Raw genomic sequence first — 25,236 nt, 5'->3', positions numbered from 1 at the left:
TTCTCAGCGGGCATCGTAGGTAAGCGGCGCCGGCAGCGGAAGAAAATTGCGGTAATGGCGCTCATAAGAGCGCGTTATGCCGCCGCTATTACGCCGCCTTATCTCGCGTATTAGAGCTATTAGCGATGAGCGATCCGGGGCACGGCTAAGATCTTTGCTCGACTGCCAGGGGAGTACGAATGTCCGGATCATTGGAAGGGGTCATCCGCGTGCGCATGTCCACGGCGGATGGTCACTACGCGGGCGGCTTGGTGGATGGGGCGCGCGTCGTGCAATTGTTCGGCGATGCCGTTACCGAGCTTCTCATCCGACACGACGGTGACGAAGGCCTGTCGCGCGTGATGAACGCCGAATTCCTCGCGCCGGTCCGCAGCGGCGACTTTCTGGAGATTCGCGCGAAGATCGTCGCCGTGGGCAAATCGTCGCGAACCATCGAGTGCACGGCGCACAAGCTCATCGAGCTGGTCGATCCGAACGATTCGGCGGCCAATGTGCTGGCCGAGCCCTTGCTGGTCGCCAGGATGACGGATGTCGCCGTCGTTCCCCTCGACAAACAACGAAACGTCAAATGAGCACCAACAAGATCCGCGTCCTGGTCGCCAAGCTGGGACTCGATGGCCATGACCGCGGCGCCAAGGTCGTATCCCGCATCCTCCGTGACGCGGGCATGGAAGTCATTTACACCGGCCTCTACAAAACGCCGACGCAGGTGGTCAACGCAGCGATCCAGGAGGACGTGGACGTCATCGGCGTCAGTCTGTTGTCCGGATCGCACGTGCCGTTGTTCCGCGAGCTCTGCAAATGCCTGCGGGATCACAAGGCCGAGCACATCTTCGTCGTCGCGGGCGGTGTGATTCCCGAGCAGGACTATGAGCCGCTGCGGGAATGCGGCGTGGATGTGATCATTCCTCAGGAGGCACGCGCCGATCTGATCGTCACGACCATCACGGAACTGGTCGAAGCTCGTGGGCGCATATGATTAGCGTTGCCCGCTTCGACCAAGCGAAGCGTCCGACGTACGTTGCTTCGCTCGAGCTGGTGCCGGAGGTGCTGGCCGGCTCCAGGCTGGCCATCGCTCGCATGATCTCGCGAGCGGAAGGCAACTACGCCGAAGCATCGGCAGCGCTCGCTGAGATCTACAAACATACGGGCAAGGCACACATCATCGGCATCACGGGGGTGCCGGGCGCCGGCAAGTCGACGCTCGTGGCGTCCTTGATCAAAGCGCTGACCTTGGAAGGTCACAAGGTGGGCGTGGTGGCGGTCGATCCCAGCAGTCCATTTTCAGGCGGCGCCATCCTCGGCGATCGAGTGCGCATGAACGATGCGGCCGAAGCAAACCAGGCGTTCGTTCGAAGCATGGCGACGCGCGGCCATCTTGGCGGCCTTGCGCCTTCGACGCTGCAAGCGGTCGATGTGCTCGACGCCGCCGGTTATTCGCCCATCATCATCGAGACTGTCGGCGTCGGTCAGGATGAAGTGGAGATCGTGACCGCCGCCCACACGGTCGTCGTGCTGTCGGCTCCCGGGTTGGGGGATGACATCCAGGCCATCAAGGCCGGCATTCTGGAAATCGCCGACATCCACGTGGTGAGCAAGGCCGATAAACCCGAAGCCGCGGCGACCGTCGCAGCGATCAAAGGCATGCTCGCATTGGGCAGCGGCACGTCGCATTCGACGTGGAGTTCTCCCGTCCTCGCGGTGAGCTCGGTCTCCGGCGAACACATGGAAAGCCTGCAGACGACGCTGCGCAATCACTGGAAACATCTGCAGGACAGCGGCGAGTTCGCGGCTCGCGAGCGTAACAACTGCAGGACGCGCATCTTCAACATGGCCCGGCATCTGTTTCAGCAGCAGTTCGATGCGGGCGCCAACGATCTCGAGCAGCACTTGCAAGCCGTGGTGAGGCGGGAATCCGATCCCCGCACCGCCGCCAACGTGTTGCTGGGCTGGAATCAAGAGAGATAGAGATGAAGCTTTTCTCGGACGCGGCGATCGCCGACCTTCGCAAGCAACAGACGCAGTGGGAGCAGAACGAGCTCGCCGCCGCGCTCAAGGGTCGGGCGGAGGAACGAACCGACTATCAAACCGAGTGCGGCATTCCTCTGAAGCGGGTCTACACCGCGGCCGACGTTGCCGATATTCCGGCCGACGAGCTGGGCTTTCCCGGCGCGTATCCGTTCGTTCGGGGTGTCTATCCGACGATGTATCGCGGTCGCCCGTGGACCATTCGTCAGGTGGCGGGCTTCGGCAATCCCGAGGCCACCAACCGTCGCTACAAATACATGATCGAGACCGGCCAGACCGGCCTGTCCACCGACTTCGACTTGCCGACGCTGCTGGGCTTCGATTCGGACGATCCGATGGCGTTCGGCGAAGTCGGGCGCGTCGGGGTGGCCATCGACACCATCGAAGACATCGAGCGGCTGTTCGACGGCATCGACCTGGAGAAAATCTCCGTCTCGCTCACCATCAATCCGTCGGCGTGGGTGATCTACGCGATGTTCATCAGCGTGGCCGAGCAGCGTGGCTGCGATCTGACCAGGCTCGCGGGCACCTTGCAGGCCGACCCGTTGAAGGAGTACGTGGCGCAGAAGGAATGGATCTATCCGGTGCGACAGGCGGTGAGGCTGCTGCGAGACATGATCGTCTACAGCACCAGGGTGACGCCGAAGATCAATCCGATCAGCTTGAGCGGCTATCACCTGTCCGATGTCGGCGGCAATGCCATCCAGGAAATCGCGTTCATCATGGCGTTCACCATCGCGTATTGCGAGGAAGTCATCGCGGCCGGCATGGATATCGACGACTTCGCGCCCCGGCTGTCGTTCTTTTTCATCAGCCACCAGGACTTCTTCGAGCAGATCTGCAAGTTCAGAGCGGCGCGACGGGTCTATGCGAAAGTGATGTCGGAGCGTTTCAAAGCGAAAAAGCCGGAGTCCATGCGCCTGCGCGTGCACGTGCAGACCGCGGCCATGAGCCTGACCAAGGTCGAGTATCACAACAACTTGATGCGCACGGCCATCCAGGCGCTCGGCGCGGTGCTCGGTGGTTGCCAGAGCATGCACACCAACGGCCTCGACGAAGCCTTTGCGATTCCCACCGAAGAGGCGATGAAGCTTGCGATCCGCACTCAGCAGATCATCCGCGACGAGATCAATGTGACGTCGGTGGTCGATCCGCTCGGCGGCTCGTACTTCGTCGAGCGCCTGACCTGGGACATGGAGCAGGAGATCTGGAAAGTGCTCGATGAAGTGGACCAGCTGGGCGGCGCGGTCAAGCTGGTGGAGGAGGGCTGGTTCCAGCAGAAGCTGGCGGACTCGGCCTATGCCATCTTCAAGAAGATTGATAGCGGCGAGAAGATTTCCGTGGGCGTGAATCGCTATGTCGATGAAAATGCCCGCGCGCTCGACGCCGAGATTCATCCGTACGACGAGCAATGCACGCAACTGCAGATCGACCGATTGAATGCCGTGCGTGCCAAGCGCGACACCGCGTTGGTCCAGCGGCTGCTGAAAGAGCTCAAGGAGCAGGCGCGCTCGTCCGATGTGAACCTGTTGCCCAAGACCATCGAGCTGGCCAAGGCGAGGGCGACGCTGGGCGAGATCTGCGGCGCTCTGCGCGAGGTCTGGGGGGCGTACGAGGAGCCGATGATCGTGTAACCGTGGCAAATTGCTCAGTGCTGTAAGATTTAGTATTGAAGCGCTTTTCGCGGGAGTAGAGCATGAGTCAGATCAAGTCAGTCGGCGTCCTCGGCAGCGGTCAGATGGGCGGCGGTATCGCGCAGGTCGCGGCACAGAGCGGTTATTCGGTGGCGCTGGCCGACATCTCGTTGGCCGCGGCGACCGCCGGCAAGCAGAAGATCGAGAGGGGGCTCGCCAAGCTGGTCGAGAAGGGCAAGCTCGAGGCGGCGAAGTCCGCGGAGATTTTGGGGCGCATTACGCCGGTGGGCGAGCTTGCGGGCCTGGCGGACTGCGACGTGGTCATCGAGGCGGCGACCGAGAATGTCGAGCTGAAGAAGCAGCTATTCGCCAAGCTGGACGCGGCCTGTGAGAAGGCGTCGATCCTGGCGACCAATACCTCGTCCATTTCGATCACCACCATCGCCGCGCAGACCAAGCGGCCGGAGCGCGTGGTGGGCATGCACTTCATGAACCCGGTGCCGGTCATGCAACTGGTCGAGATCATTCGCGGCCTCGCGACCGACAACGCCGTTTACGAGTCGACCGTCGCGCTCGCCAAGGCCATGGGCAAGACGGTCGTGACCAGCAACGACGCGCCGGGCTTCCTGGTCAACCGCATTCTGATTCCGCTGATCAACGAAGCGTGCTTCGTTCTGCAGGAAGGCGTGGGCACGGCCGAGGATATCGATGCCGGCGCGCGTCTTGGCCTGAATCATCCGATGGGACCGCTGCAGCTGGCCGACCTGATTGGTCTCGATACGTGTCTGGCCATCGCCGAAGTGTTACATCGGGATCTGGGCGACGATAAGTATCGTCCGGCGACCATTCTCCGTAACCACGTTGCGGCCGGCTGGCTCGGCCGCAAGACCGGCCGCGGGTTCTATCGCTACTGAGCAATCGAGGAGCAGCGTGAGTCAGCGAGACTGTCTGTTTGCGACATTGTTGATTGCGCTCGCTCTTGCGGCGTACGGCGGTGAGTTCTCCACCGCCTGCGGCGCGCAGGCATTTATTCATCAGGTGCTGGGGCTGCGGTAGTCAGCGCGCCAGCATGCGGCGCTCGGCATCTTCCCACGATTGAGTCGCGTGGAGCGGCGGCACATTGGCCAGGCCGCTCTTCGTGTCCGGCGACACGGCATCGCGTGTCACCGCGACATCGATCACCGCCGGTAGGTTGGCCAGGCCGCGTTCGAAGGCGGCCGCGAGATCTTCGGCACGCTCCACGCGTTCGCCATAGGCGCCTAACGATCGAGCGAGCAGGTCATAGCGGGACGGCGACAATGTCGTGCCGAGCTCCTGCTCCGGATACTTGATCAGCTGATCCTGGCGTTCGATGTTCCAGGCATCGTTATTCGCCACCACGAACAGCGCGCGCGCGCCGGTGCGCACGGCCGTTTCGATTTCCATCGCGCCAAATCCGAATGACCCGTCGCCGATGAGCGCAACGACTCTGCGAGAGGGAAACGTCAGGACTGCGGCCACGGCATACGGTGCGCCGGAGCCGAGACATCCAAACGGTCCGAGATCGAGATAGGTATTCGCGCGCAGGCCGATACGAGCGAATGACAGGATATCGCCGCCGTCCACGATACTGATGGTCTCGTCGTCGGTCACGCGGTTGATGGCATCGATGAGCGTGAGCGGATGCATACGGCCGTCGGCGCCCGCAGGTTTACTCGGCGCTTTCGAGCGAGTTTTCGCGGTGTTTGCACGAGTGAGCTCGTCTCTCCAGGCGACATCCGCATCCGCCGGTTTGGCGCCGGCATTCACGAGCGCTTCCAACGTCGCATCGACATCGGCGTAGACCTCAACGTCGCCGCAGCGATTCTCCGACAGCTCCTCCGCACTACGACCGATACGAAGGAAGCGCGCAGATTCAGAGAACACCGCGCCTGAACCGTAAGCGAGCTCGAAATCCAGTCGCCGGCCGAGGGTGATGACCAGATCCGCCTCGGCAATCGCACGACCGCGCAGCGCAGGGATGGAGCAGGGATTGTCTGGTGACAGCGTGCCGCGACTTTCGCGAGTGTCGAGATACAGGCAGCCGGACATCTGCAGGAATTTCTCCAACGCCGCGCCAGCGCCCTGCACGCCACGTCCGCCGATTGCGAGCGGCCGACGGCTGTTACGAATCAATGCCACCGCACGCTCGATGCTTTCGTCATGCGGTACGCGAGCAGGACGCACGACGGGATTGAACCAGTGCGGATCCAGATACCACTGCGGGATGGACTCCTTGAGCAGGTTGGGCGTGAAGTCGACATACACCGGGCCTGGCGGCCCGTCACTGCCCAAAGCCAAAGTCGCGGCCTGATGCAGGCCGGACAGCACGTGGCGCGCATCGGAAATCTCACGAACGTGACGACACACGGGACGAACCAGCGCCGCCTGCGGCACTTCTTCGAGCGCGCCCATGCCAGCTTGCGGATCAGGGACTCGCGCTGACATGACCAGCAGTGGCGTGCGCGACAGATAGGCGCTCGCGATGCCGGTGACTGCATTGGTGAGGCCGGGGCCGGTCGTCACGATGGCGACACCGATGCGTCCAGTGAGATCCGCTTCGGCATGCGCCATGTGGACCGCCGAACATTCGTGGCGCGTCGAGACGATACGGATGTCGAGGCGCGCCAGTTCGCTGCAGATGGGTTTCACATGCGAGCCGGGCAAGGTGTAAACGCGGCTGACGCCTTGTGCCGCGATGAAATGGGCGATCGCCGCGGCGACCGTGGACGGACCATGTTTGGATGTCATAGGCCGAAAATTCTAGGCGCGCGGCCGGTCCGCCGACAGCGAATAGAAATAATGGAGCGGATAAATCCCTCTTATGTCGGGCGGGATTAATGGGCGCTTATGCCGTGTATTAGCGCTATTAGAGATGCCGGCGGGCGCGGCTGGCTAAGATCCGGGCACATCAGACAACTCTCGCCATAACAGATGAGCACGCACGAATACGGCAGCGAGCCTCGATTGGATGCGATCCTTGCCCGGGCGGCGGTCTCCGAACCGGGCCGCACGGCAGTGATTTTTCAGGGCAAAGCGTGGAGCTATGCGGAGGTTCACGACCGGGCCCGGCGGCTGGCCGGCGCGCTGGCCGGATTGGGAATCGTCAAGGGCGACCGGGTCGCGCTCTGGATCGGCAATCGCGCCGAGTTCGTCGAGATCATCTTCGGTGTGCCGATGCTCGGGGCGATGGCCTCGCCGCTGGATCATTGGTGGACCTGGAAGGACGCGTACGCGGCGCTCGAACAGATTCGCCCCAAGGTTCTGATCGTCGGCCCGTCGCAAGCCGCAGCCGTCGCCGGGCAGGGCGAAGCCTTGCAGGCCGCCGGCATCGAACGGGTCTTTTGTCTGGAGGAGTGTCCGCCGGAGAAGATGTTCCATTCCTATGCGGAGCTGGTCGCGTCGGCATCGAAGCTGCGCAGTCTGACGCCGGTGGTTCCAAGCGATCCGGCGGTGGTGTTCTTTACCTCAGGATCGACCGGCCGTTCCAAGGGTGCCGTGCATACCCATGGCAGTCTGCTCGCGGCCGCCTCGACCGCGGCGCTCGAATTCGATCTGCACGATGGCGAGCGCACGCTGCACTTCCTGCCGTTGTTCTCATCGTGCATGGAGCATCTGCTGCCGTTGACTTTGCGGCGGGCCACGCATGTGATCATGCCGCACTTCGATGCGGCCGCCGTGTGGGAGGCGATCGAGGCGTATCAGATCACCCATTTCGACGCGGTCCCGACGACCCTTCGTCGCATTCTCGACGCCGCGCCAGCGAGAATTCCCACGTCGCTGCGCTCGATCACCTATGCGTCGGAGCGGATGCCCGAGCCACTGATCACCGCACTGATCGAACGCATGCCCAACGTGGGCTTCGTGCAGTTCTACGGAATGATGGAGCAGCTGTGTCTCACCGTCTGCAGTCCCGCCGATCAGCTTCGGAAGATCGGTACGGTCGGCCGGCCGATGCTGGGCGCGCAGATCGTCCTGTTGAATTCGGATGGCGAGCCGGTCGGGCCCGGCGAGTCGGGTGAGATCGTCGCTCGCAGCCTCACGGTATTCGCCGGCTATTGGCAGGATGGAGCGGCGACCCACCAGATCCTCACCAGCAAGGGCATGCGAACCGGCGATCTCGGCCGCTTCGACCAGGACGGCTTCCTGGTACTCGACGGACGCGTCAAAGAGATGATCAAGACGGGCGGCCTCACGGTGATCCCGAACGAGGTCGAGGGAATTCTGCTCGGACATCCCGCTGTCAAGGAAGCTGCGGTCATCGGCGTTCCCGACGAGCGCTGGGGCGAGGCCGTTCATGCCGTCGTCACGCTCGCCCCAGGCACGGCGCTGCTCGAAGCCGACCTCAAGCAGTTCTGCCAGGAGCGGCTGACGGGCTACAAGCGACCGAAAGAGTTTCATATCGTCGCGGATCTGCCGCGCACCGGTATTGGCAAGATCGCGCGTCGGCTGGTGCGCGAGCGGGTGATGGCGTCGCTGCCGAAATGAGGCGTCCAGCGCGATAAGCGCGGCTAATCCTCCACATTAGATCTATTAGTGACCGGCAACGGACCGGCTGGCTAGTATCGGTTCAGGCGCGTTGGCTCTGGAAGAAATAATGGATCGACGCACATTGATCAAAGGCGCCATCGCCTCCGCCGCGACGCTCTCGTCCGCTGCGGCCTTGGCCTCGGCGCCGCCTGCCAACAAGCTGAAAGCGATCCGTCGTGCGGTGGACGCCGACTTCGAACATTCGCTGACTCGCATCAAGGACTGGATGCGCTTGCCGACCGTCGCTGCCGAAAAGCTCAACGTCGAGCAGGGCGCCGACTACATGGCGAAGCTCGCAGCCGACGCAGGCTTCACTCGTGTGCGCAAAGTTGCCACGGGCGGCAATCCCGCGGTGTTCGGCGTGCTCGATGCGGGCGCGAAGCGAACGATCGGGCTCTACTTCATGTACGACGTGAAGCAATACGATGAGCCCGGCTGGTCGTCGCCGCCGCTCGAGCCCGTGATGTTCGATCATCCCATGGGCCGTGCGCTGCGCGGGCGGGGCGCGTGCAATCACAAGGGGCCTGAAGGAACTTTTCTCGCCGCCATTCATGCATTCCGCTCCGCCGGTGTGCCATTGCCGGTGAATCTGGTGTTGCTCGCCGAGGGTGAAGAGGAGATCGGCTCGCCCAACCTGAAAAATGCTCTGAAGGATGCGGAGGTGCTCGCCGAATTGCAGCGAACCGACGCGGTCTTCATGCCGACGGGCCTGCAAGGCCTGAAGGGCGAATTGGCGATCAGCCTCGGTGCCAAGGGCATGATCGAGTTGGAGCTGATCGCAAGCGGTGAGCGCTGGGATCGAGGCTCCGTGAACGACATCCACTCGGGCATGAAGGCCGCCGTGGATAGTCCCGTGTGGCGACTGGTCGAAGCGCTGTCGACGTTGGTGAAGGATGGCGGCAACACGCCAGCCATCGATGGCTGGTTCGAGCACTATCGTCCGCTCACCGATCGGCAGCGTGTGATGCTCGCCAAGCTCAACGGCACCAGCACCGACGCGGAAGTAAAGGCATCGCTCGGCGTCAAGAAATGGATCGACGACCTGCCGCTGGCCGAGGCCATGGAGCGCATGACCTCCGAGCCGACCGTGAACATCGAAGGGTTGGTCGCGGGTTACACTGGCCCGGGAGGCAAGACCATTCTGCCCACGCGTGCCACGGCCAAGCTGGATTTCCGGATCGTGCCCGACATGAAGGCCGCGGACTGTCTGGCGAAACTGCGCGCGCACCTGTCGAAGCGCGGCTTCGATGACATCGAGATCAAGGTCATCGGCAACTACGATCCCACCGAGACTTCTGAAAGGAGCGGCCTGGTACTCGCCGAACAGGAATTTCTCCGGCGCCGGGGGATAGAGCACACCATCACGCCGCGCATCGCAGGCTCCTATCCCGGGTACATCTATACCGGCGAGCCTCTGCGCAAGCCCTTCAATCAATTCGGACTCGGGTTTGGCGGCAAAGCGCACGCGCCGGACGAGTTCTATCTCATCGAAAGTAACAATCCTCGGATTGCGGGCCTGCGCGAGGCGACGATGGGGTACGCGGAATTTCTGTACACGCTGGCATCCATCGCTTAGCGGTCGAACTCGAATAAATAGACAGGGGAGAGACGATCTTGTTGCATTTGAAAGGTGTGGAGCACGTGTATCCCAACGGGACACGGGCGCTGGACGGGGTGACGCTTGCCATCGGCAAGGGCATGTTCGGATTGCTCGGGCCCAACGGCGCGGGGAAGTCCTCGCTGATGCGGACCATCGCGACGTTGCAGACGCCGACGGCGGGTGAGATCAAGTTTGGCGACATCGACGTGCTCGCGCAGCCCGATCGTTTGCGTGCAACGCTGGGCTATCTGCCGCAGGACTTCGGTGTGTATCCGCGAGTCTCGGCGTACGACATGCTCGATCACATGGCGTCGCTGAAAGGCATCGTGTCGGCAGCCGATCGGCGCGCCACGGTGGAGACATTGCTGGTGCAAACCAATCTGTGGGCGGTGCGCACCAAGGCAATCGCCGGTTTCTCGGGTGGCATGCGGCAACGCTTCGGTATCGCGCAGGCGCTGATCGGCAATCCTCAACTGATCATCGTGGATGAGCCGACCGCCGGTCTCGATCCCGAGGAGCGCAATCGTTTCTATAACCTGCTGGTGAAGATCGGCGAGAACGTGGTGGTCATCCTCTCGACTCACATCGTCGAGGACGTCGCCGATCTATGCCCGCGCATGGCCGTGCTGGCCGCGGGACGCCTCCAGTTGGAAGGAGCGCCGGGCGAACTGATCGCGCGCAGCCGCGGCACTGTCTGGGCGAAGACCATCCCGCACGACGCGCTCGAAGAAGTGCAGTCGAAGTATGAAGTGATCTCGACCCGTCTGTTCGCCGGGCGAACCGTGGTCCACGTGCTTTCGGAGCGCGATCCCGGTAACGGTTTCTCGCTGGTCGAGGGCGACCTGGAAGACGTCTATCTCTCGACCCTGACGCGAGCCCGCCGCGGCGCCGTGCGTAAGGCCGCGTAAGGGGCAGCACGATGTTCTACACAATCGCGCGCTTCGAGCTGCGCTATCAGATAGGCAACCCGGTGTTCTGGGTCGCCACCATCATGTTCTTTCTGCTGACCTTCGGAGCGACGACCGCCGAGTCGATCCGCCTCGGCAGCGGAGGAAACATTCACACCAATGCGCCGACCGCCATCGCGCAGATACAGCTGATCATGTCGCTGTTCTTCATGTTCGTGACGACGGCGTTCGTCGGCAACGTGGTGGTGCGCGATGACGAGTCGGGTTTCGGCGGCATCATCCGCTCGACCAAGGTCGGCAAGCTGCCTTACATGTTCGGTCGTTTCAGCGGTGCTTTCCTGGGCGCCGCCGTCGCGTTCCTGGCCGTGCCGCTGGCGATCTGGATCGGCACATTCATGCCCTGGGTCAATCCCGATTTCCTCGGGCCGAACCGGCTGCAGGATTATCTGTTCAGTTATTTGGTGCTGGCGCTGCCCAATCTGCTGATCACCTCGGCGATTTTCTTCGCCGTGGCCTGCTGGACGCGGTCGGTGACGTACAGCTACCTGACCGTGATCCTGTTCATGTTCGTCTACTTCGCGTTGACCGCGATGTTGAAGAAATGGCCGGACCTGTCGCTCGCCGCTTATTTCGAGCCGTTTGGCACGGTCGCCTATGGATTGGGCATCCGTTATCTGAGCCCGGCGCAGGCAAACACGCTGCCGCTGGAACTCACCTCGCTGTTGCTCGGCCATCGCTTGGTGTGGCTGGGCATCTCCGCAGCTATCGTCTCCGTCGCGGTGTGGCGCTTCAGTTTCGCCGATCGTGGCGTGTCGAAGAGCAGCGCCAGGCGGCAGGCGGCTCGCGAGCAGAAGCTGACCGCGGTCAAACCGGTCGTCGTCGCTCGGCTGCCGGCCACAACGCCCGCAATTGCAGGCTGGCATCAGCTGTACACGCGTGCCGTGTTCGAGATGAAGCTGATCTTCAAAAGCCCGGCCTTCTGGGTGCTGGCGTTCGTTACCTCGATCAATCTGTTCTCGACGTTGAATCTGGCCGGGCGTGCCTACGACATTCCGATGTGGCCGCGCACCTTCGCAATCGTCGACACGGTTCGCGCCACGTCGACGCTGATCACGCTGCTGATGGCGATCTACTTCGCCGGTGAAGTCGTCTGGCGCGAACGCGAGCGTCGCTTCAACGAGATCGTCGATGCGACCCCGCTGCCCAACTGGATCTTCCTCATCTCCAAGCTCGCCGGTGTGCTGGGTGCGCTGCTGGTGCTGTGTGTGGCGGTCGTGTTGCTGGAATCGATCCTGTTCCAGTTCGCGCGCGGCCTCACGGACGTCGAGTTCGGTCAGTGGCTGGCGTGGTTCGTCGGTCCCAGCGCACTTTATGTGCTGCAGATTTCGGTGCTGGCGATCGTGATCCAGGCCATCAGCCCCAACAAGTTCGTCGGTTGGGGACTCATGCTGCTGTATCTGATCGCCGGGACGGTCTTTGCCGGCCTGGGCCTGAATCATCCGCTGCTCAACTACGCGGAAGTGGCCATGCCGCTGTCGGATATGAATGGGGCGAACTATCACGGCGCGGCGTCCTGGTGGCTGCGCATCTTCTGGACGGTGGTTGCGGTCATCCTGGTCGTGATCGGCCATCTGATGTGGCGTCGTGGAACGGCGGTGACGCTGAAGGCCCAGTGGCGCACCTTGCCGGCGCGATTGCATGGCGAGCCGCTGGCGGTTCTGGCGAGCGCGCTGCTGGTCACGATCGTCATGGGCGGCTTCATCTACTACAACATGAACGTCCTGAATCATTTCGGCAGCGATGACGAAGAGGAAACCCGCACTGCCCGTTATGAGAAGGAGTACTCCAAGTACATCGACCTGCCGCAGCCGACGCTGACCGACATCAAGCTGGAGGTCGATTTGCAGCCCGCGCAACACTTTGTGCAGTTCGACGGTACCTACCGCTTCGTGAATGCGACCGCAGTACCCATCGAGACACTGCATGTCCGCATGACGATCCCGATGATTCCGCTGCGAGAGGTCTCGGTGCCCGGCGCGAAATTGATCAGCGATGACAAGGTCAACCAGCATCGTATCTACCGGTTCGACCAGCCGTTACAGCCAGGCGCGAGCGGCACGCTGACCTTTCAGACCATGATGGGAAAGCCTAGCCTGGCGTCCTTGCCGAGCGATCGTCAAGCGTACGAGATCGATGCGCAGCCGGCGCGCAACGGCGCTTATCTCACCAATCTCGGGTTCGCGCCGATGCTGGGCATGGACCGTTCGTCCTTCCTGAAAGGGAACAACGTGCGTCGCAAGCACGGCCTGGCGCCAGAGCTGCCGACACCGGAGCTGGAGGATACGGCGGCGTTGGCCAAGAGCTATGTGGGCGTCGACCGGGTGAACACGGACATCACGGTGACGACGGATGAGGATCAGACGCTGGTCGTGACGGGGGCGGAGGTGTCGAACACCGTCGCCAACGGCCGTCGCACGGCTCGGTTCGTGTCGCCCATCCCGACGCTCAACTTCATCACCATCCAATCGGCGCGCTATGACGTGAAGACCGCCGACGCCGGCGGAGTGAAGACCAGCGTCTACTACTTCCCGAAGCATCCGATGAACATCGATCGCATGCTCGGCGTGATGAAGGATGCGCTCGACTACTACCGCACCAATTACGGGCCGTATCAATATTCCTATGCCCGGATCATCGAACGGCCCGATTACGGTGGCGGCGCGAACTCGGCGCCCGGCACGGTGGGCTATTCGGAGAAGGCCGGCTTCACCATGGATTTCCGCGATCCGAAGAAGCTCGACTTCCTGGGCTACGTCACCGCCCACGAACTGGCGCACCAGTATTGGTTCCATCAGGTGATGCCCGCGGATGTGCAGGGTGCCGAAGTCATCACCGAGACCCTGTCGCAGTACTCGGCGCTGATGGTGATGAAACATCGCTACGGGCCGGATCAGATCCGCCAGTTCCTGAAGTACGAGCTCGATTACTACCTGCAGGGACGCCGGCAGGAAGCTGCCGAGGAAAAGCCGCTCGCTCGCGTGAACAAGCAGGGCTACATCCATTACAACAAGGGCTCGATCGTGATGTACCTGATCCAGGATCGTCTGGGTGAGGAGCGCGTGAATACCGTGTTGCGCGGCTTGATCGACCGCTATCACTTCAAGACCGCGCCCTATGCGAGGTCGAGCGACCTGGTCGACGGCTTGCTGGCACTGGCTCGCACGCCGGCGGAACGCGAGCTGATCCTCGATCAGTTCTACCGCATCACGCTCTACGACCTCGCGACCAAGCAGGCGAACGTGCGCAAGCTTACCAACGGACAGTACGAAACGACGTTGCTGGTCGACGCTGCGAAGTTCTACTCGGACGGCAAAGGCAACGACACCGCTGCGCCCCTGGATGAGTCGATCGATATCGGCGTCTTCAGCGCCCGGCCCGGCGATTCGGACTTCGGTGCGGCCAATGTGCTGGCCATGCAACGATTGTCGGTGCGCACCGGCCAGCAGGAAATAAAGATCGTTACCGATCGCAAGCCGGTGTACGCGGCCATCGATCCCTATATCAACTTCATCGACCGTAACTCGAACGACAACATCGTGCGAGTCACGGAGTCCGGTGGCTGACCGTTAAGGCTGTCTTATGGAGCTCATTACCAGAATTTGGTTCCGCTCCCTGGGCGGCGTGCCCATTATTTGAAATGTTCCATTGCAGGGGCCCGGTGCGCTTTGGCGCCGGGCGGGGAAACTGCATTCCAATTCCGGGACGGCGTAACAAACCAACAGCTGTCCCCATCGCGTAATTAAAAATGTAACGACAGGGGAGGGACGACATGATCGTGCGATTCTCAAACCTAGTGATTTTCTCGGTACTCGGCAGCGCGGCCGTGGCACCTGGTTCAGCACTTGCCCAACAACGCTCGCAGCGCACCGCGGATGTCGAGCTGGAAGAGGTGGTTGTCACCGGCTCGAAGTTGCTTCGACCCGATGCCAGCGCGCCCATTCCAGTGACTTCGGTCAACTCCGACGATATCGATACTTCCGGCGCCACCATGATCTCGGATTACATCCGGGAGTTGCCGGTGTTCGGTATCAACAGCGGCCGCGTCACCGAAGTGTCGGGCGCCGACTCCGCGAAGCCGCTGGCAACCGCCGGCACCGAACGCTTGAATCTGCGCGATCTCGGCGTGGATCGCACACTGGTGGTGGTCGACGGTCGACGTCACGTCGGTTCGACGGCCGGTTCGACCGCAGTCGACGTGGGCTCGATTCCAACCGCGTTGATCGAGCGCGTCGAGATCAGCACGGGTGGCGCATCGACGGCGTATGGCGCGGACGCCATCGCCGGTGTCGTCAACTTCATCATGAAAAAGAACTTCGAAGGCGTGCAGATCGACACGCGCTACGGCGACACGGATGAGGGCGGTGGCGAGAATAAATATATGGCGTTGACGGTCGGCTCGAACTTCGCCGACGGACGCGGTAACGCGGTGCTGAGCGCCTCATACAACTCCCTCGGGGGCATCACGTCGAATCAACGCGAATGGATGCGCAAGCGCTACGCATTCGTGGGCAATCCGGCCGACACCGGACCGAACGACGGCATCCCGGCGGAGGTGCTCGCCACGAACGGTCGACTGACCAACGTCGTCAGCGATCTGAGCAGCGTTTTCGGCCTGCTCGATGGCGGCAATCTGGTGTTCGACCACGGCACCATTCGCCCCTTCGCGAATGGCGTCGGCGCGGGCGACTTCCTGAATGTGATCGGCGGCGACGGTATCGACATGAGCAAATACCTGGCCATCTCGACGCCGATGGAACGCAAGTCGATGTTCGCCAGCCTCAACTATCAGCTGACCGAGAAGACCACTTTCTTTTTCGAGGCGAAGTCCTATCTGACCGATACGACCGTGCTGTCGACGCCGATGCTCGATGCCATCACGTACCCGGAAACCGGCGATCTGTTCCTGGTCTACCCGGACAATCCGTTCCTGCCGCAGAGCGCGATGCTCGATCAGTTGTTCACCGATAATTTCGGCCTGGTCACCATGTCGCGCTCGAACGGCGACTTTCCGCAGCGTTACGCGGATATCCATCGAAACCTGAATCGGTTCGTGGCCGGTGTCGAAGGCGAGACCGGCTTTCGCGACTGGCGGTTCGAAGTCTACGGTCAGTACGGCCGCACTTCGGAGGAGTACCGCGAGCACAACAATCGCGATCCGCGCCGGTGGCAACTGGCAACCGATCCGGTCACGGATGTGGCGGGCGTGACAGGTGTGGCGCCAGGTAGCCCCGTGTGCCGAGCCACGCTCAACGCGGCATTGGCGGGAGGTCCCAAGGATCCGGATGTCGTCGCTTGCCGGCCCGCCGATCTGTTCGGTGCCGGCGGCATCAGCCGCGACGCGTACAACTATTTCCTGATCGACCTGTTGACCGAGCGCAGTGTCGAACAAATGGTTGGTGCCGCGTCCTTGAACGGCACCGTGTTCGAGTTGCCCGCGGGTCCAGTCAGCTTTGCCGCCGGACTCGAGTATCGGCAGGAGAAGAGCGAGACGCTGCCGGACAGCGCGCAGGTCACGGGACAGACCTACACCGGCGCGACGCCCGCTGTGATCGGCAAATACGATGTGTCCGAGGCATACATCGAATCCCGCGTGCCCTTGTTGAAGGACAAGCCGTTCGCCGAGCTGCTCGCGATCGAGGGTGGCTTTCGTACGTCGGACTACAGTGTGACCGGCGGTGCGAACTCCTGGCGGGTCGGTGCCGAATGGGCGCCGGTTCGAGATATTCGTTTTCGTGGCATGTACGCCGAGTCGGTGCGCGCGCCCAACATCGGCGAGCTGTTCACGCCGCAATCGGGGACGGTCGCTGTGCCCGACGATCCGTGTCTGGCCGCCTATGTGCATCAGGGGCCCGCACCAGACCGTCGTCTCGCCAACTGTACGGCGGATCTGGCGCGGTTCGGGCTCGATCCGAACACCTATGCGCTCAATCCCGGCTTCATCGGCTTCTCGTACGGCGGCATCGCTGGCGGCAATCCGAAGCTCAAGGAAGAGGAAGGAACATCGCTGACGTATGGATTCGTCTATACGCCGAGGTTCATTCCGGAGATGACCCTGTCGTTGGACTTCTACGATATCGAGATCGACGGGGTGATCACATCGCCCGATCCCACCAGTGTGGTCAGCGGCTGTTACGACAACTTCGACAACATCGACAATCAATATTGCGCGCTGATCACCCGCTACCCGGATCCGAGCAGCCTGGGTTATGGCGCGATTCAGACAGTCGTGCTCACGACACGAAATCTGGCCAGGCTGTCGACCTCGGGCGTCGACTTCCAGATCGACTATCGCTTGATGCTTGGACCGGGCGCCTTGAGTGCGCGACTCATCGCCAACTACGTCGATAGCTATGAGGAAAAGCCGCTGGCCGACGCGGTGCTGTCGAACGAGCTGGTGGGCGGGCCGCGCAATCCGGAGATTCGTGGCGGCGTACAGCTGGGCTACAACGTCAACCATCTCACCTTGGGTTATCAGCTGCGCTACATCGGCGGCGTGCGATTCACCCGTGTCGAGGTGGCGAATCCGATCGAAACCCAGGACCCGTACACGGTGGGTCACGAGACGATCAGCGACGTGCACGCGGCATATGACTTCGGTTTCGCAGGCCATCGTTATCAGTTCTCGCTCGGGGTCGACAATGTCTTCAACACCGAGCCACCGCCCGGATCGCGCACCGGTCGTTTCACGGGCGGCAGCCCTTACTACGATCCGATCGGCCGTTTCTATTACGCGGGTTTGCGCGCCAGCTTCTAAGGGGATAGCACGAATGAGATTCAAGTTCGGTGTGATGAGTGTTCTGGCGGTGGTTGGAACCTGCGTCCTGTCGGCGGCGAATGCGACGGACTCAGCGAGCGACCTGACCTCGGTGAGCGACTTCCCCAAGGAGTTCAAGGCACCGGCGGTCGAGCGCGACTATACGAAACGGGTCGAGATGATTCCGATGCGTGACGGTGTGAAGCTGCACACCATCATCATGGTGCCGAAGGGGGCCAGGAATGCTCCGATCCTGTTGACCCGCACGCCGTACAACGCGGCTGCGCGTATCGAGCGTTCGAAGAGCCGCTTGCTGGTGAATACGTTGGCGCTGAGCGACGAGGAGTTCGCAAAGGCCGGCTACATCCGCGTGTTTCAGGACGTGCGCGGCAAGTATGGTTCCGAAGGAGACTACGTGATGATGTGGCCCGTGCGCGGGCCACTGAATTCCGCAAAGGTCGACCATACCACCGACACGTGGGACACCATCGAGTGGCTGGTGAAGAACCTGTCGGAGTCCAACGGCCGGGTCGGCATGATCGGGTCGTCCTATGAAGGCTTCACCACCGCGATCGCGCTGATGGATCCCCATCCCGCGCTCAAGGCGGCGGTGCCGGAGAGTCCGGTCATGGACGGCTGGATGGGCGACGACTGGTTTCACAACGGCGCCTTCCGCCAGATGATGCTGCCCTACATCTATATGCAAACTTCGAGTCGCGAGGCGGGCATCTATTCAGGGCTGGGCGGCGACGCGTCTCGGAATACGCACGATGACTACGACACGTTTCTGCGTGCGGGCTCCGCCGGCGACTATGTGAGGACCTACGGTTTCGATCAGTTGCCGTGGGTGGCGCGTGCGATGGCGCATCCTGCCTACGATGCCTTCTGGCAGGGCCAGGCGCTCGACAAGTTGCTGGCAGCTCGCCCGTCGAAGGTGCCGACGCTGTGGGAGCAGGGCCTGTGGGACTCGGACGATATCTACGGCGCGAATCAGGCGTGGCGGGCGCAGAAGGCGGCCGGGAAGATCGACAACAACTGGCTGGTCATGGGGCCGTGGAAACATAGCCAGGTCAATGGCACCGGTTATGAGATGGGTCCGTTGAAATGGGAAGGCGACACGTCCAAACAATACAACCGCGACATGGTGCTGCCGTTCTTCGAGCATTACCTGCGTGACGGGCCGGATCACAAGCTGCCGCGCGTGACGGTCTACAACACCGGTGAGAACCGCTGGGAGCATTTCAACGATTGGCCGACCGCCTGCGAGCGTGGCTGTGCCACCGGCATGAAAGCCCTATATATAAGAGAGGGCTCGACCCTGTCTTTCGAGGCGCCCACCGCCTCGGGGCAGCAGGCCGATACTTACACCAGCGATCCGGCCAAGCCCGTGCCGTTCATCCCGCGGCCCATCCTGGATCCGTTCTCCAACATGGCCGGCGGCTCCTGGAGCGGGTGGGGCGATGCGCTGTTCACCGATCAGCGCTTCGTGGACGGTCGTCCCGACGTGCTCACTTATGAAACGCCGGTGCTCACCGAGCCGGTCGGCGTGCAGGGCATTCCCATCGTGGATCTGCGTGCCATGACCACCGGCAGTGACGGTGACTTCGTCGTGAAGCTCATCGACGTGTATCCCGCCGACTATCCCAACAATCCAAAGATGCGGGGCTATCAGTTGCCCATCGCCATGGACATTCTGCGCGGCCGCTATCGCACCAGCTTCGAGCACCCGAGCGCGATTCCGCCCAACAAGCCGCAGCAGTATCGCTTCGAGCTGCCGAACGTGAACCACGTGTTCCAGCCGGGACACCGGATCATGGTGCAGATCCAGTCGACGCTGTTCCCGGCCTACGACCGGAATCCGCAAACCTACGTGCCCAATATCTTCAACGCCAAACCCGGCGATTATCGGAAGGCACAGATCAGCGTGCTGCGCTCGCAAGCGCAGCCCAGCGCAGTGCTGTTGCCGGTCGTCAAATAGCGCCTCCGGCGCGCCGTCGCGAGGACGGCGCGCCATTATCCCGCCTTATCTCCCGTATTAGAGCTATTAGTTATCGCAATCAAAAGGCCGGCGGCAAACTAGCTCTCGGCAAGAACTCATTTCGAATCCGTTCATCGGGGAGTGCGAGTGGATAAGGCAAGCAAAGCAGCGGCGGCGCCGGCGTCGCCCGATCAGGAAACCTGGAAGAACAGCACGCTTGCGGGCAGCCTGAAAAAGATGCCGACGCGTCAGGAGCAATTCACCACGCTGTCCGGCCTGCCCATCAAGGAGCTGTACTCCGCCGAAGATGTCGAGCACATCGACGTGCCGAGTCAGATCGGTTTTCCCGGTGAGTATCCCTACACGCGCGGCGTGCACCCGACCATGTATCGCGCCCGGCCCTGGACCATTCGTCAGGTGGCCGGCTTCGGTACCGCCGAGGACACCAACGGCCGCTACAAATATCTGCTCGCTCATGGCGAGACCGGCCTGTCGACCGATTTCGATCTGCCGACGCTGCTCGGTTACGACTCCGACCATCGCATCGCCGTTCCGGAAATCGGCAAGATCGGTGTGGCGGTGGATACGGTGGACGACGTTCGTTTGCTGATGAAGGACATCCCGCTGGATGAGGTGTCGACGTCGTACACGATCAACGCGTCCGCCTTCGTGCTGATCGGCATGTATGAAGTGGTTTGCAAAGAGCAGAACGTGCCGGACAACAAGATCACCGGCACCTGTCAGAACGACATCCTGAAAGAGTACACGGCACAGAACGAATACATCTATCCGCCCGCGCCTGCTGTGCGTCTGGTGGTGGATACGATGGAATACGCGGCGAAGACAATGCCGCGTTACAACCCGATCAGCGTGTCGGGTTATCACATCCGCGAAGCTGGCTCGAATGCCGTGCAGGAGTTGGCGTTCACGCTCGCCGGCGCGCACTGCTACGTGACCGAAGCCGTCAAGCGCGGCTTGTCGGCCGACTTCGTGGCACCCCGCGTCTCGTTCTTCTGGGACATCCACAACGACTTCTTCGAAGAGATCTGCAAGCTGCGCGCGGCGCGTCGCCTGTGGGGCCGCATGATGCGCGACTGGGTCGGTGCGAAAGATCCGCGCTCGTGGACGATGCGCGCTCACAGTCAGACGGCCGGTGTCAGTCTCACCGCTCAGCAGCCGGACAACAATATCGCTCGTACAGCGGTGCAGGCGCTCGCCGCGATTCTCGGCGGCACGCAGTCGCTGCACACCAACTCCAAGGACGAGGCGTTTCAGATTCCCTCCGAAGGGGCGATCAAGATCGCCGTGCGCACCCAGCAGATCCTGATGCTGGAGAACCGCGTTGCCGATGTGGTCGATCCGCTCGGCGGCTCCTACTACGTGGAGTCGTTGACGACGCGGCTCGAAGAAGAGGCCGAGGCCCTGATCAAGCAGGTGCTGGATCGCGGCGGCATGGTGCAGTCGATCGAAGACGGCTTCATTCAACGGCAGATCGCCGATGCCTCGGCCGATTATCAGCGCGCGCTGGAGAGGCACACTGAGTACATCGTCGGCATGAATATTCATGTCGAGCCCGCCGGCGAGTTGCCGTTCGAAGCGTTCACGCTCGATCCGGGCCTGGGCGAGCGTCAGATCAGCCGCACTCAAGGGATCCGTCGTTCGCGTGTTCAGGCCGAACACGCCAGTGCACTGAAAGAAATCGAAGCTGCCGCGCGCGGCAATATCAACACGATGCCGGCCGTCGTGCGCGCGATCAAGGCGCAGGCCACCGTCGGCGAGATCTGCGATGTGCTGCGTGGAGTGTTCGGCGAATACCGCGCACCGCTCGTTTACTAATCAAGACAGAGATCGGAAACATCATGAGTAAGCCTTTGCGTGTGGTCGTGGCCAAGCCGGGACTCGACGGTCACGATCGGGGAGCGAAGATCATCGCGCGTGCCTTTCGCGACGCGGGCATGGAAGTCATCTACACGGGCATTTTCCAGACCACGGAAATGATCGTGCGGACGGTGGTGGAAGAAGATGCCGACGTGCTCGGCCTGAGCATTCTGTCGGGCGCGCATCTGCACTTCGCCGAGGAGATCTGCAAGGCGCTGCGCGAGCAGGCAGCCAAGGAAGTGCTGGTGGTGATGGGCGGAATTCTGCCGCCGCCGGACATTCCGAAAGTGAAGGAGTCGGGCGTCGCCGAGGTGTTCGGCCCCGGTACGCCGACCACCACCATCATCGATTTCGTTCGCAAGTGGCACGCGGCCCAATGAGCAGAGTCGAGCACGGCAGCGTGCCGCGTCTGGACGCGATTCTGGCGCGCGCCGCGCTGTCCGATCCCAAGCGCGAGGCTGTCGTCTTCAATCGGCAGAGCTGGAGCTACGGCGTGGTGCATGACCGCGCCCGTCGTCTCGCCGGCGCCCTGACTGCGATCGGGGTGAAGAAGGGCGACCGGGTCGCGTTGTGGACCCACAACCGGCCCGAGTTCGTCGAAGTGTTTTACGGCGTGCCGATGCTCGGTGCGATCTGCGCGCCGCTGGATTTCTGGTGGGGTTGGAAGGATGCGAACGTTGCGTTGTCGCAGATCCGTCCAAAGGTGCTCATCGTCGGTCCGGCGCAGGCGGCGATTGCCGCTCAGTCACGGGCCGTGCTTCGCGATGTCGGCATCGAGCATGTGTTGTGTCTGGATGAGGCGCCCGAGGGCAGCGGCTTCAAGTCCTATGTGGATGCCATTGCGAGCGCCGAGCGGCTGAAACAATGCACGCCGGTCGTAGCGAGCGATCCGGCTGTCATCCTGTTCACGTCCGGATCGACGGGGCGCTCCAAGGGCGCCGTGCATACTCACGGCAGTTTGACGGCCACCGCCTCGACGATGTGCCTGGAACTCGGCCTGGGCGATGGCGAGCGAACGCTGCATTTCCTGCCGTTGTTCTCTTCCTGCCTGGAACATCTGTTGCCGCTCACGCTGGTGCGAGCCACGCACATCGTGCTGCCGCATTTCGACGAGCCCGCGGTGTGGGAGACGATTCGCGATGCCAAGGTCACGCACTTCGATGCAGTGCCGACGACGTTACGTCGCTTGCTCAAAGCGGCGCCTGCTGAAATTCCGTCCTCACTGAGCATGATCTCATATGCCTCCGAGCGCATGCCTGAGCCCCTGATCAAGTCGTTGATGGAGCGCATGCCCACCGTTCGCTTCGTGCAGTTCTACGGAATGATCGAGCATCTGTGCCTGACGGTGCTGACCGCGGCGGATCATCGGACCAAGACCGAGACAGTGGGGCGGCCGATGTTCGGTGCTCAACTGTATTGCACGGAGAGCGGCGAGATCGTGGCCCGCAGTCCGACGATGTTTGCCGGCTACTGGCAAGACCCTGAGACGACCTCGAAAGTGATGGTGGATCAGTGGATGCGGACCGGCGACGTCGGCAGCTTCGATGACGACGGCTTCCTGCGTTTGAAGGGACGCGTCAAAGAGATCATCAAGTCCGGCGGCATGACCGTGATTCCGAACGAGATAGAGGCCGCGCTGATGGCCCATCCTCGGGTCAGCGACGCCGCGGTAGTCGGCGTGCCGGACGAGCAATGGGGCGAGGCCGTGCACGCGTTCGTGATTCTGTCGTCGGCAGCCGCGGTGTCCGAGGCGGATTTGAAAGTGTTCTGCCAGGAAAACCTGGCCGGCTACAAGCGTCCGAAGGCCATTCATATCGTGGCCGATCTGCCCAGAACCGGGATCGGCAAGATCGCGCGTCGCGTGGTTCGCGAGCGACTGCTCGCCACCGGCAGCTACTAACTCCAGAGGTTTCGATGCAAAGTCTGATTCGTTTGCGCCTGTCCACGGCCGATGGCCACTACGCCGGCGGCCTGGTCGACGGCGCCAGAATCCTGCAGCTGATGAGCGATGCCGTCACCGAAGTGTTGATTCACAACGACGGCGACGAAGGCCTGATGCGCACGATGAATGCCGAGTTTCTCGCGCCCGTGCGCAGCGGCGACTTTCTCGAAATCCGGGCGAAGCTCGTGTCTACCGGCAATTCCTCGCGCAAGCTCGAGTGCACGGCTCACAAGATCGTGCAACTGGTGAACCCGGAAGATTCGGCCGCTGATGTGCTCGCCGAGCCGCTGCTCGTGGTCAAGGCGAATTGTGTGGCCGTGGTTCCGGTACCGAAGCAGCGCGCGGTCAAGAAATGAAGACGGTCTCCGAATTGCTGACGGCCGCGCGTGCGGGGCATACCGCAGCGATCGCGAGGCTGTTGTCCATCGTCGAGAACGACGAGCCGGGCGCGACCGAAGTCATTCGCGCCACGTATCCACAGACGGGGCGGGCGCTCAAGGTCGGCTTCACCGGGCCGCCGGGCGCGGGTAAGAGCACGCTGGTGTCATCGCTCACGGCGGCCTATCGAAAGACGGTGCCGCGGGTTGCTGTCGTCGCCGTCGATCCATCGAGCCCTTACACCGGCGGCGCGATCCTCGGTGATCGGATTCGGATGCGCGAGCAGTATCTCGACAAGGGCGTCTTCATTCGAAGCATGTCCAATCGCGGTCAGTCGGGCGGATTGTCGCGTGCCACCCGTCGCGTGGTCAGCGTGCTCGATGCGATGGGATTCGACGTCATCCTGGTGGAGACAGTGGGTGTCGGTCAGCAGGAGATCGACGTCGTGCGCGTCGTCGATACCGTCTGCTTGCTGACCATTCCCGGCGCCGGTGACGACATCCAGGCGATCAAGGCCGGCATCATCGAAATCGCCGACCTGCTGGTCGTCAACAAGGCGGATCGTCCCGGTGCGGATGAAGCCGTGAAAGACCTGATGCAGATGTTGAATCTGGGCACGCCGCGCAATGACTGGCGCACGCCGGTGATCAAGACGTCCTCGAATCTGGGCACCGGCATCGAAGATCTGATGGGCGCGGTCCGGAAACATCGGGAATGGGCGAATCAGAGCGGCGAGGCCCAGAGACGCAACGCGGACGCGATGCGAACCGAGATCCAGGCACTGATGCGCGAGCGCGTGCTACGAGAGCTGGAGCGTCGCATGGATCCGAAACAGATCGAGGACGTGGTGTCCCAGGTCGTGAGCAAGCGGCTCGATCCCTACGGTGCAGTGGACGAGTTGCTCGGGCCCGAAGCCAAGGGCTGAAGGCGCACATATGGGAAATCGTCTGAGCAAGATCTATACGCGTACCGGCGACGATGGCACGACCGGCCTCGGTGACGGGCAGCGCGTGGCGAAGGATCACGAGCGCGTCGAAGCGTATGGCGCCGTCGATGAGCTCAACAGCTCGATCGGTGTGTTGCTCGCCTATCCGGCGCTGCCGGCGGCAGTGAGTTCCTGTCTCACCGAGGTTCAGCACGAACTGTTCGATCTGGGCGGCGAGCTGTGCATTCCAGGCAGTCGCGCCATCACCGCGCCGCAAGTTGAACGACTCGAGCAGGAGCTGGATGCGTTCAACCAGCCATTGCCGCCGCTGAAGGATTTCATATTGCCCGGCGGTGGGCCGATGGCGGCGGCGTGTCACGTGGCACGCACGATTGCGCGTCGAGCGGAGCGCCGCGTGTGGACGTTGATCACGCTGGAGACATCAGCGCCGTCGCCACCGGAAAACGTCAATTCCGAAGCGGCGCGCTATCTGAATCGACTTTCGGACCTGCTGTTCGTGATCGCGCGCGTGCTGGCTCGTCACGAGCATGGCTCGGAAGTGCTGTGGCGGCACGACCGCAAACGATAACAACCCGCCCCAGC

19 protein-coding genes are annotated in these 25,236 nt (G+C 62.3%); 18 read left to right on the top strand and 1 reads right to left on the bottom strand.

The genetic code is table 11. The features are described from left to right. The first annotated feature begins 179 nt into the window (after positions 1-179). The 6 genes from EKO19_RS19855 to EKO19_RS39550 all read left to right on the top strand — a co-directional run bounded on the left by EKO19_RS19855 (position 180) and on the right by EKO19_RS39550 (position 4,718). Entirely contained in the window at positions 180-572 is a 393-nt protein-coding gene (locus tag EKO19_RS19855) for a hotdog domain-containing protein (protein WP_129778178.1), read from the top strand. Continuing rightward, positions 569-979 carry a cobalamin B12-binding domain-containing protein gene (locus tag EKO19_RS19850; RefSeq protein ID WP_129778177.1) on the top strand — a complete coding sequence of 137 codons (411 nt, stop codon included), beginning with the start codon at positions 569-571 and terminating at the stop codon, positions 977-979. Before EKO19_RS19855 ends, EKO19_RS19850 begins: the two co-directional genes overlap by 4 nt. After that, a complete protein-coding gene (meaB, locus tag EKO19_RS19845; protein WP_129778176.1) occupies positions 976-1,968 on the top strand; it encodes a methylmalonyl Co-A mutase-associated GTPase MeaB in 993 nt (330 codons plus the stop codon). Before EKO19_RS19850 ends, meaB (EKO19_RS19845) begins: the two co-directional genes overlap by 4 nt. A gap of 2 nt (positions 1,969-1,970) precedes the next feature. After that, positions 1,971-3,662, top strand: coding sequence for a methylmalonyl-CoA mutase family protein (locus tag EKO19_RS19840; RefSeq protein ID WP_129778175.1), 1,692 nt, complete (start codon positions 1,971-1,973; stop codon positions 3,660-3,662). A gap of 62 nt (positions 3,663-3,724) precedes the next feature. Further along, positions 3,725-4,576 carry a 3-hydroxyacyl-CoA dehydrogenase family protein gene (locus EKO19_RS19835; RefSeq protein ID WP_129778174.1) on the top strand — a complete coding sequence of 284 codons (852 nt, stop codon included), beginning with the start codon at positions 3,725-3,727 and terminating at the stop codon, positions 4,574-4,576. A 16-nt stretch (positions 4,577-4,592) separates the two neighbouring features. Continuing rightward, complete coding sequence (locus EKO19_RS39550; protein ID WP_281281077.1) at positions 4,593-4,718, top strand: hypothetical protein; 126 nt, start codon at positions 4,593-4,595, stop codon at positions 4,716-4,718. On the opposite strand, the gene EKO19_RS19830 is transcribed toward EKO19_RS39550, so the two are convergent. Continuing rightward, positions 4,719-6,431 carry a thiamine pyrophosphate-binding protein gene (locus EKO19_RS19830; RefSeq protein WP_129778173.1) on the bottom strand — a complete coding sequence of 571 codons (1,713 nt, stop codon included), beginning with the start codon at positions 6,429-6,431 and terminating at the stop codon, positions 4,719-4,721. Positions 6,432-6,614: 183 nt separating this feature from the next. Between EKO19_RS19830 and EKO19_RS19825 the strand changes: the two genes are divergently transcribed. The 12 genes from EKO19_RS19825 to EKO19_RS19770 all read left to right on the top strand — a co-directional run bounded on the left by EKO19_RS19825 (position 6,615) and on the right by EKO19_RS19770 (position 25,222). Then, positions 6,615-8,168, top strand: coding sequence for a class I adenylate-forming enzyme family protein (locus EKO19_RS19825; RefSeq protein WP_129778172.1), 1,554 nt, complete (start codon positions 6,615-6,617; stop codon positions 8,166-8,168). A gap of 109 nt (positions 8,169-8,277) precedes the next feature. Next, positions 8,278-9,786, top strand: a complete 1,509-nt coding sequence (locus tag EKO19_RS19820; protein WP_129778171.1) for a M20/M25/M40 family metallo-hydrolase — start codon at positions 8,278-8,280, stop codon at positions 9,784-9,786. Positions 9,787-9,824: 38 nt separating this feature from the next. Continuing rightward, complete coding sequence (locus EKO19_RS19815; RefSeq protein ID WP_129778170.1) at positions 9,825-10,718, top strand: ABC transporter ATP-binding protein; 894 nt, start codon at positions 9,825-9,827, stop codon at positions 10,716-10,718. A gap of 11 nt (positions 10,719-10,729) precedes the next feature. Continuing rightward, the gene (locus EKO19_RS19810; RefSeq protein ID WP_129778169.1) at positions 10,730-14,341 is read left to right on the top strand and encodes an ABC transporter permease/M1 family aminopeptidase; all 3,612 of its coding nucleotides are present in this window, start codon (positions 10,730-10,732) and stop codon (positions 14,339-14,341) included. A gap of 206 nt (positions 14,342-14,547) precedes the next feature. Beyond that, positions 14,548-17,532, top strand: a complete 2,985-nt coding sequence (locus EKO19_RS19805; RefSeq protein ID WP_129778168.1) for a TonB-dependent receptor plug domain-containing protein — start codon at positions 14,548-14,550, stop codon at positions 17,530-17,532. A 13-nt stretch (positions 17,533-17,545) separates the two neighbouring features. Further along, a complete protein-coding gene (locus EKO19_RS19800; RefSeq protein WP_129778167.1) occupies positions 17,546-19,510 on the top strand; it encodes a CocE/NonD family hydrolase in 1,965 nt (654 codons plus the stop codon). 147 nt (positions 19,511-19,657) lie between these two features. Then, entirely contained in the window at positions 19,658-21,346 is a 1,689-nt protein-coding gene (locus EKO19_RS19795) for an acyl-CoA mutase large subunit family protein (protein ID WP_217705466.1), read from the top strand. Positions 21,347-21,369: 23 nt separating this feature from the next. Then, positions 21,370-21,768 carry a cobalamin B12-binding domain-containing protein gene (locus EKO19_RS19790; protein ID WP_129778165.1) on the top strand — a complete coding sequence of 133 codons (399 nt, stop codon included), beginning with the start codon at positions 21,370-21,372 and terminating at the stop codon, positions 21,766-21,768. Continuing rightward, on the top strand, positions 21,765-23,288 hold the full coding sequence (locus tag EKO19_RS19785; protein ID WP_129778164.1) for a class I adenylate-forming enzyme family protein: 1,524 nt from the start codon (positions 21,765-21,767) through the stop codon (positions 23,286-23,288). Before EKO19_RS19790 ends, EKO19_RS19785 begins: the two co-directional genes overlap by 4 nt. 14 nt (positions 23,289-23,302) lie before the next feature. Then, the gene (locus EKO19_RS19780) at positions 23,303-23,686 is read left to right on the top strand and encodes a hotdog domain-containing protein (protein WP_129778163.1); all 384 of its coding nucleotides are present in this window, start codon (positions 23,303-23,305) and stop codon (positions 23,684-23,686) included. After that, the gene (gene meaB / locus EKO19_RS19775; RefSeq protein ID WP_129778162.1) at positions 23,683-24,633 is read left to right on the top strand and encodes a methylmalonyl Co-A mutase-associated GTPase MeaB; all 951 of its coding nucleotides are present in this window, start codon (positions 23,683-23,685) and stop codon (positions 24,631-24,633) included. Before EKO19_RS19780 ends, meaB (EKO19_RS19775) begins: the two co-directional genes overlap by 4 nt. A 10-nt stretch (positions 24,634-24,643) precedes the next feature. Further along, the gene (locus tag EKO19_RS19770) at positions 24,644-25,222 is read left to right on the top strand and encodes a cob(I)yrinic acid a,c-diamide adenosyltransferase (RefSeq protein WP_129778161.1); all 579 of its coding nucleotides are present in this window, start codon (positions 24,644-24,646) and stop codon (positions 25,220-25,222) included. Positions 25,223-25,236: the final 14 nt, after the last annotated feature.

The organism is Peristeroidobacter soli (assembly GCF_004138485.1).
GTDB lineage: Bacteria > Pseudomonadota > Gammaproteobacteria > Steroidobacterales > Steroidobacteraceae > Steroidobacter > Steroidobacter soli.
This window is presented reverse-complemented; position numbering and strand designations above follow the sequence as displayed.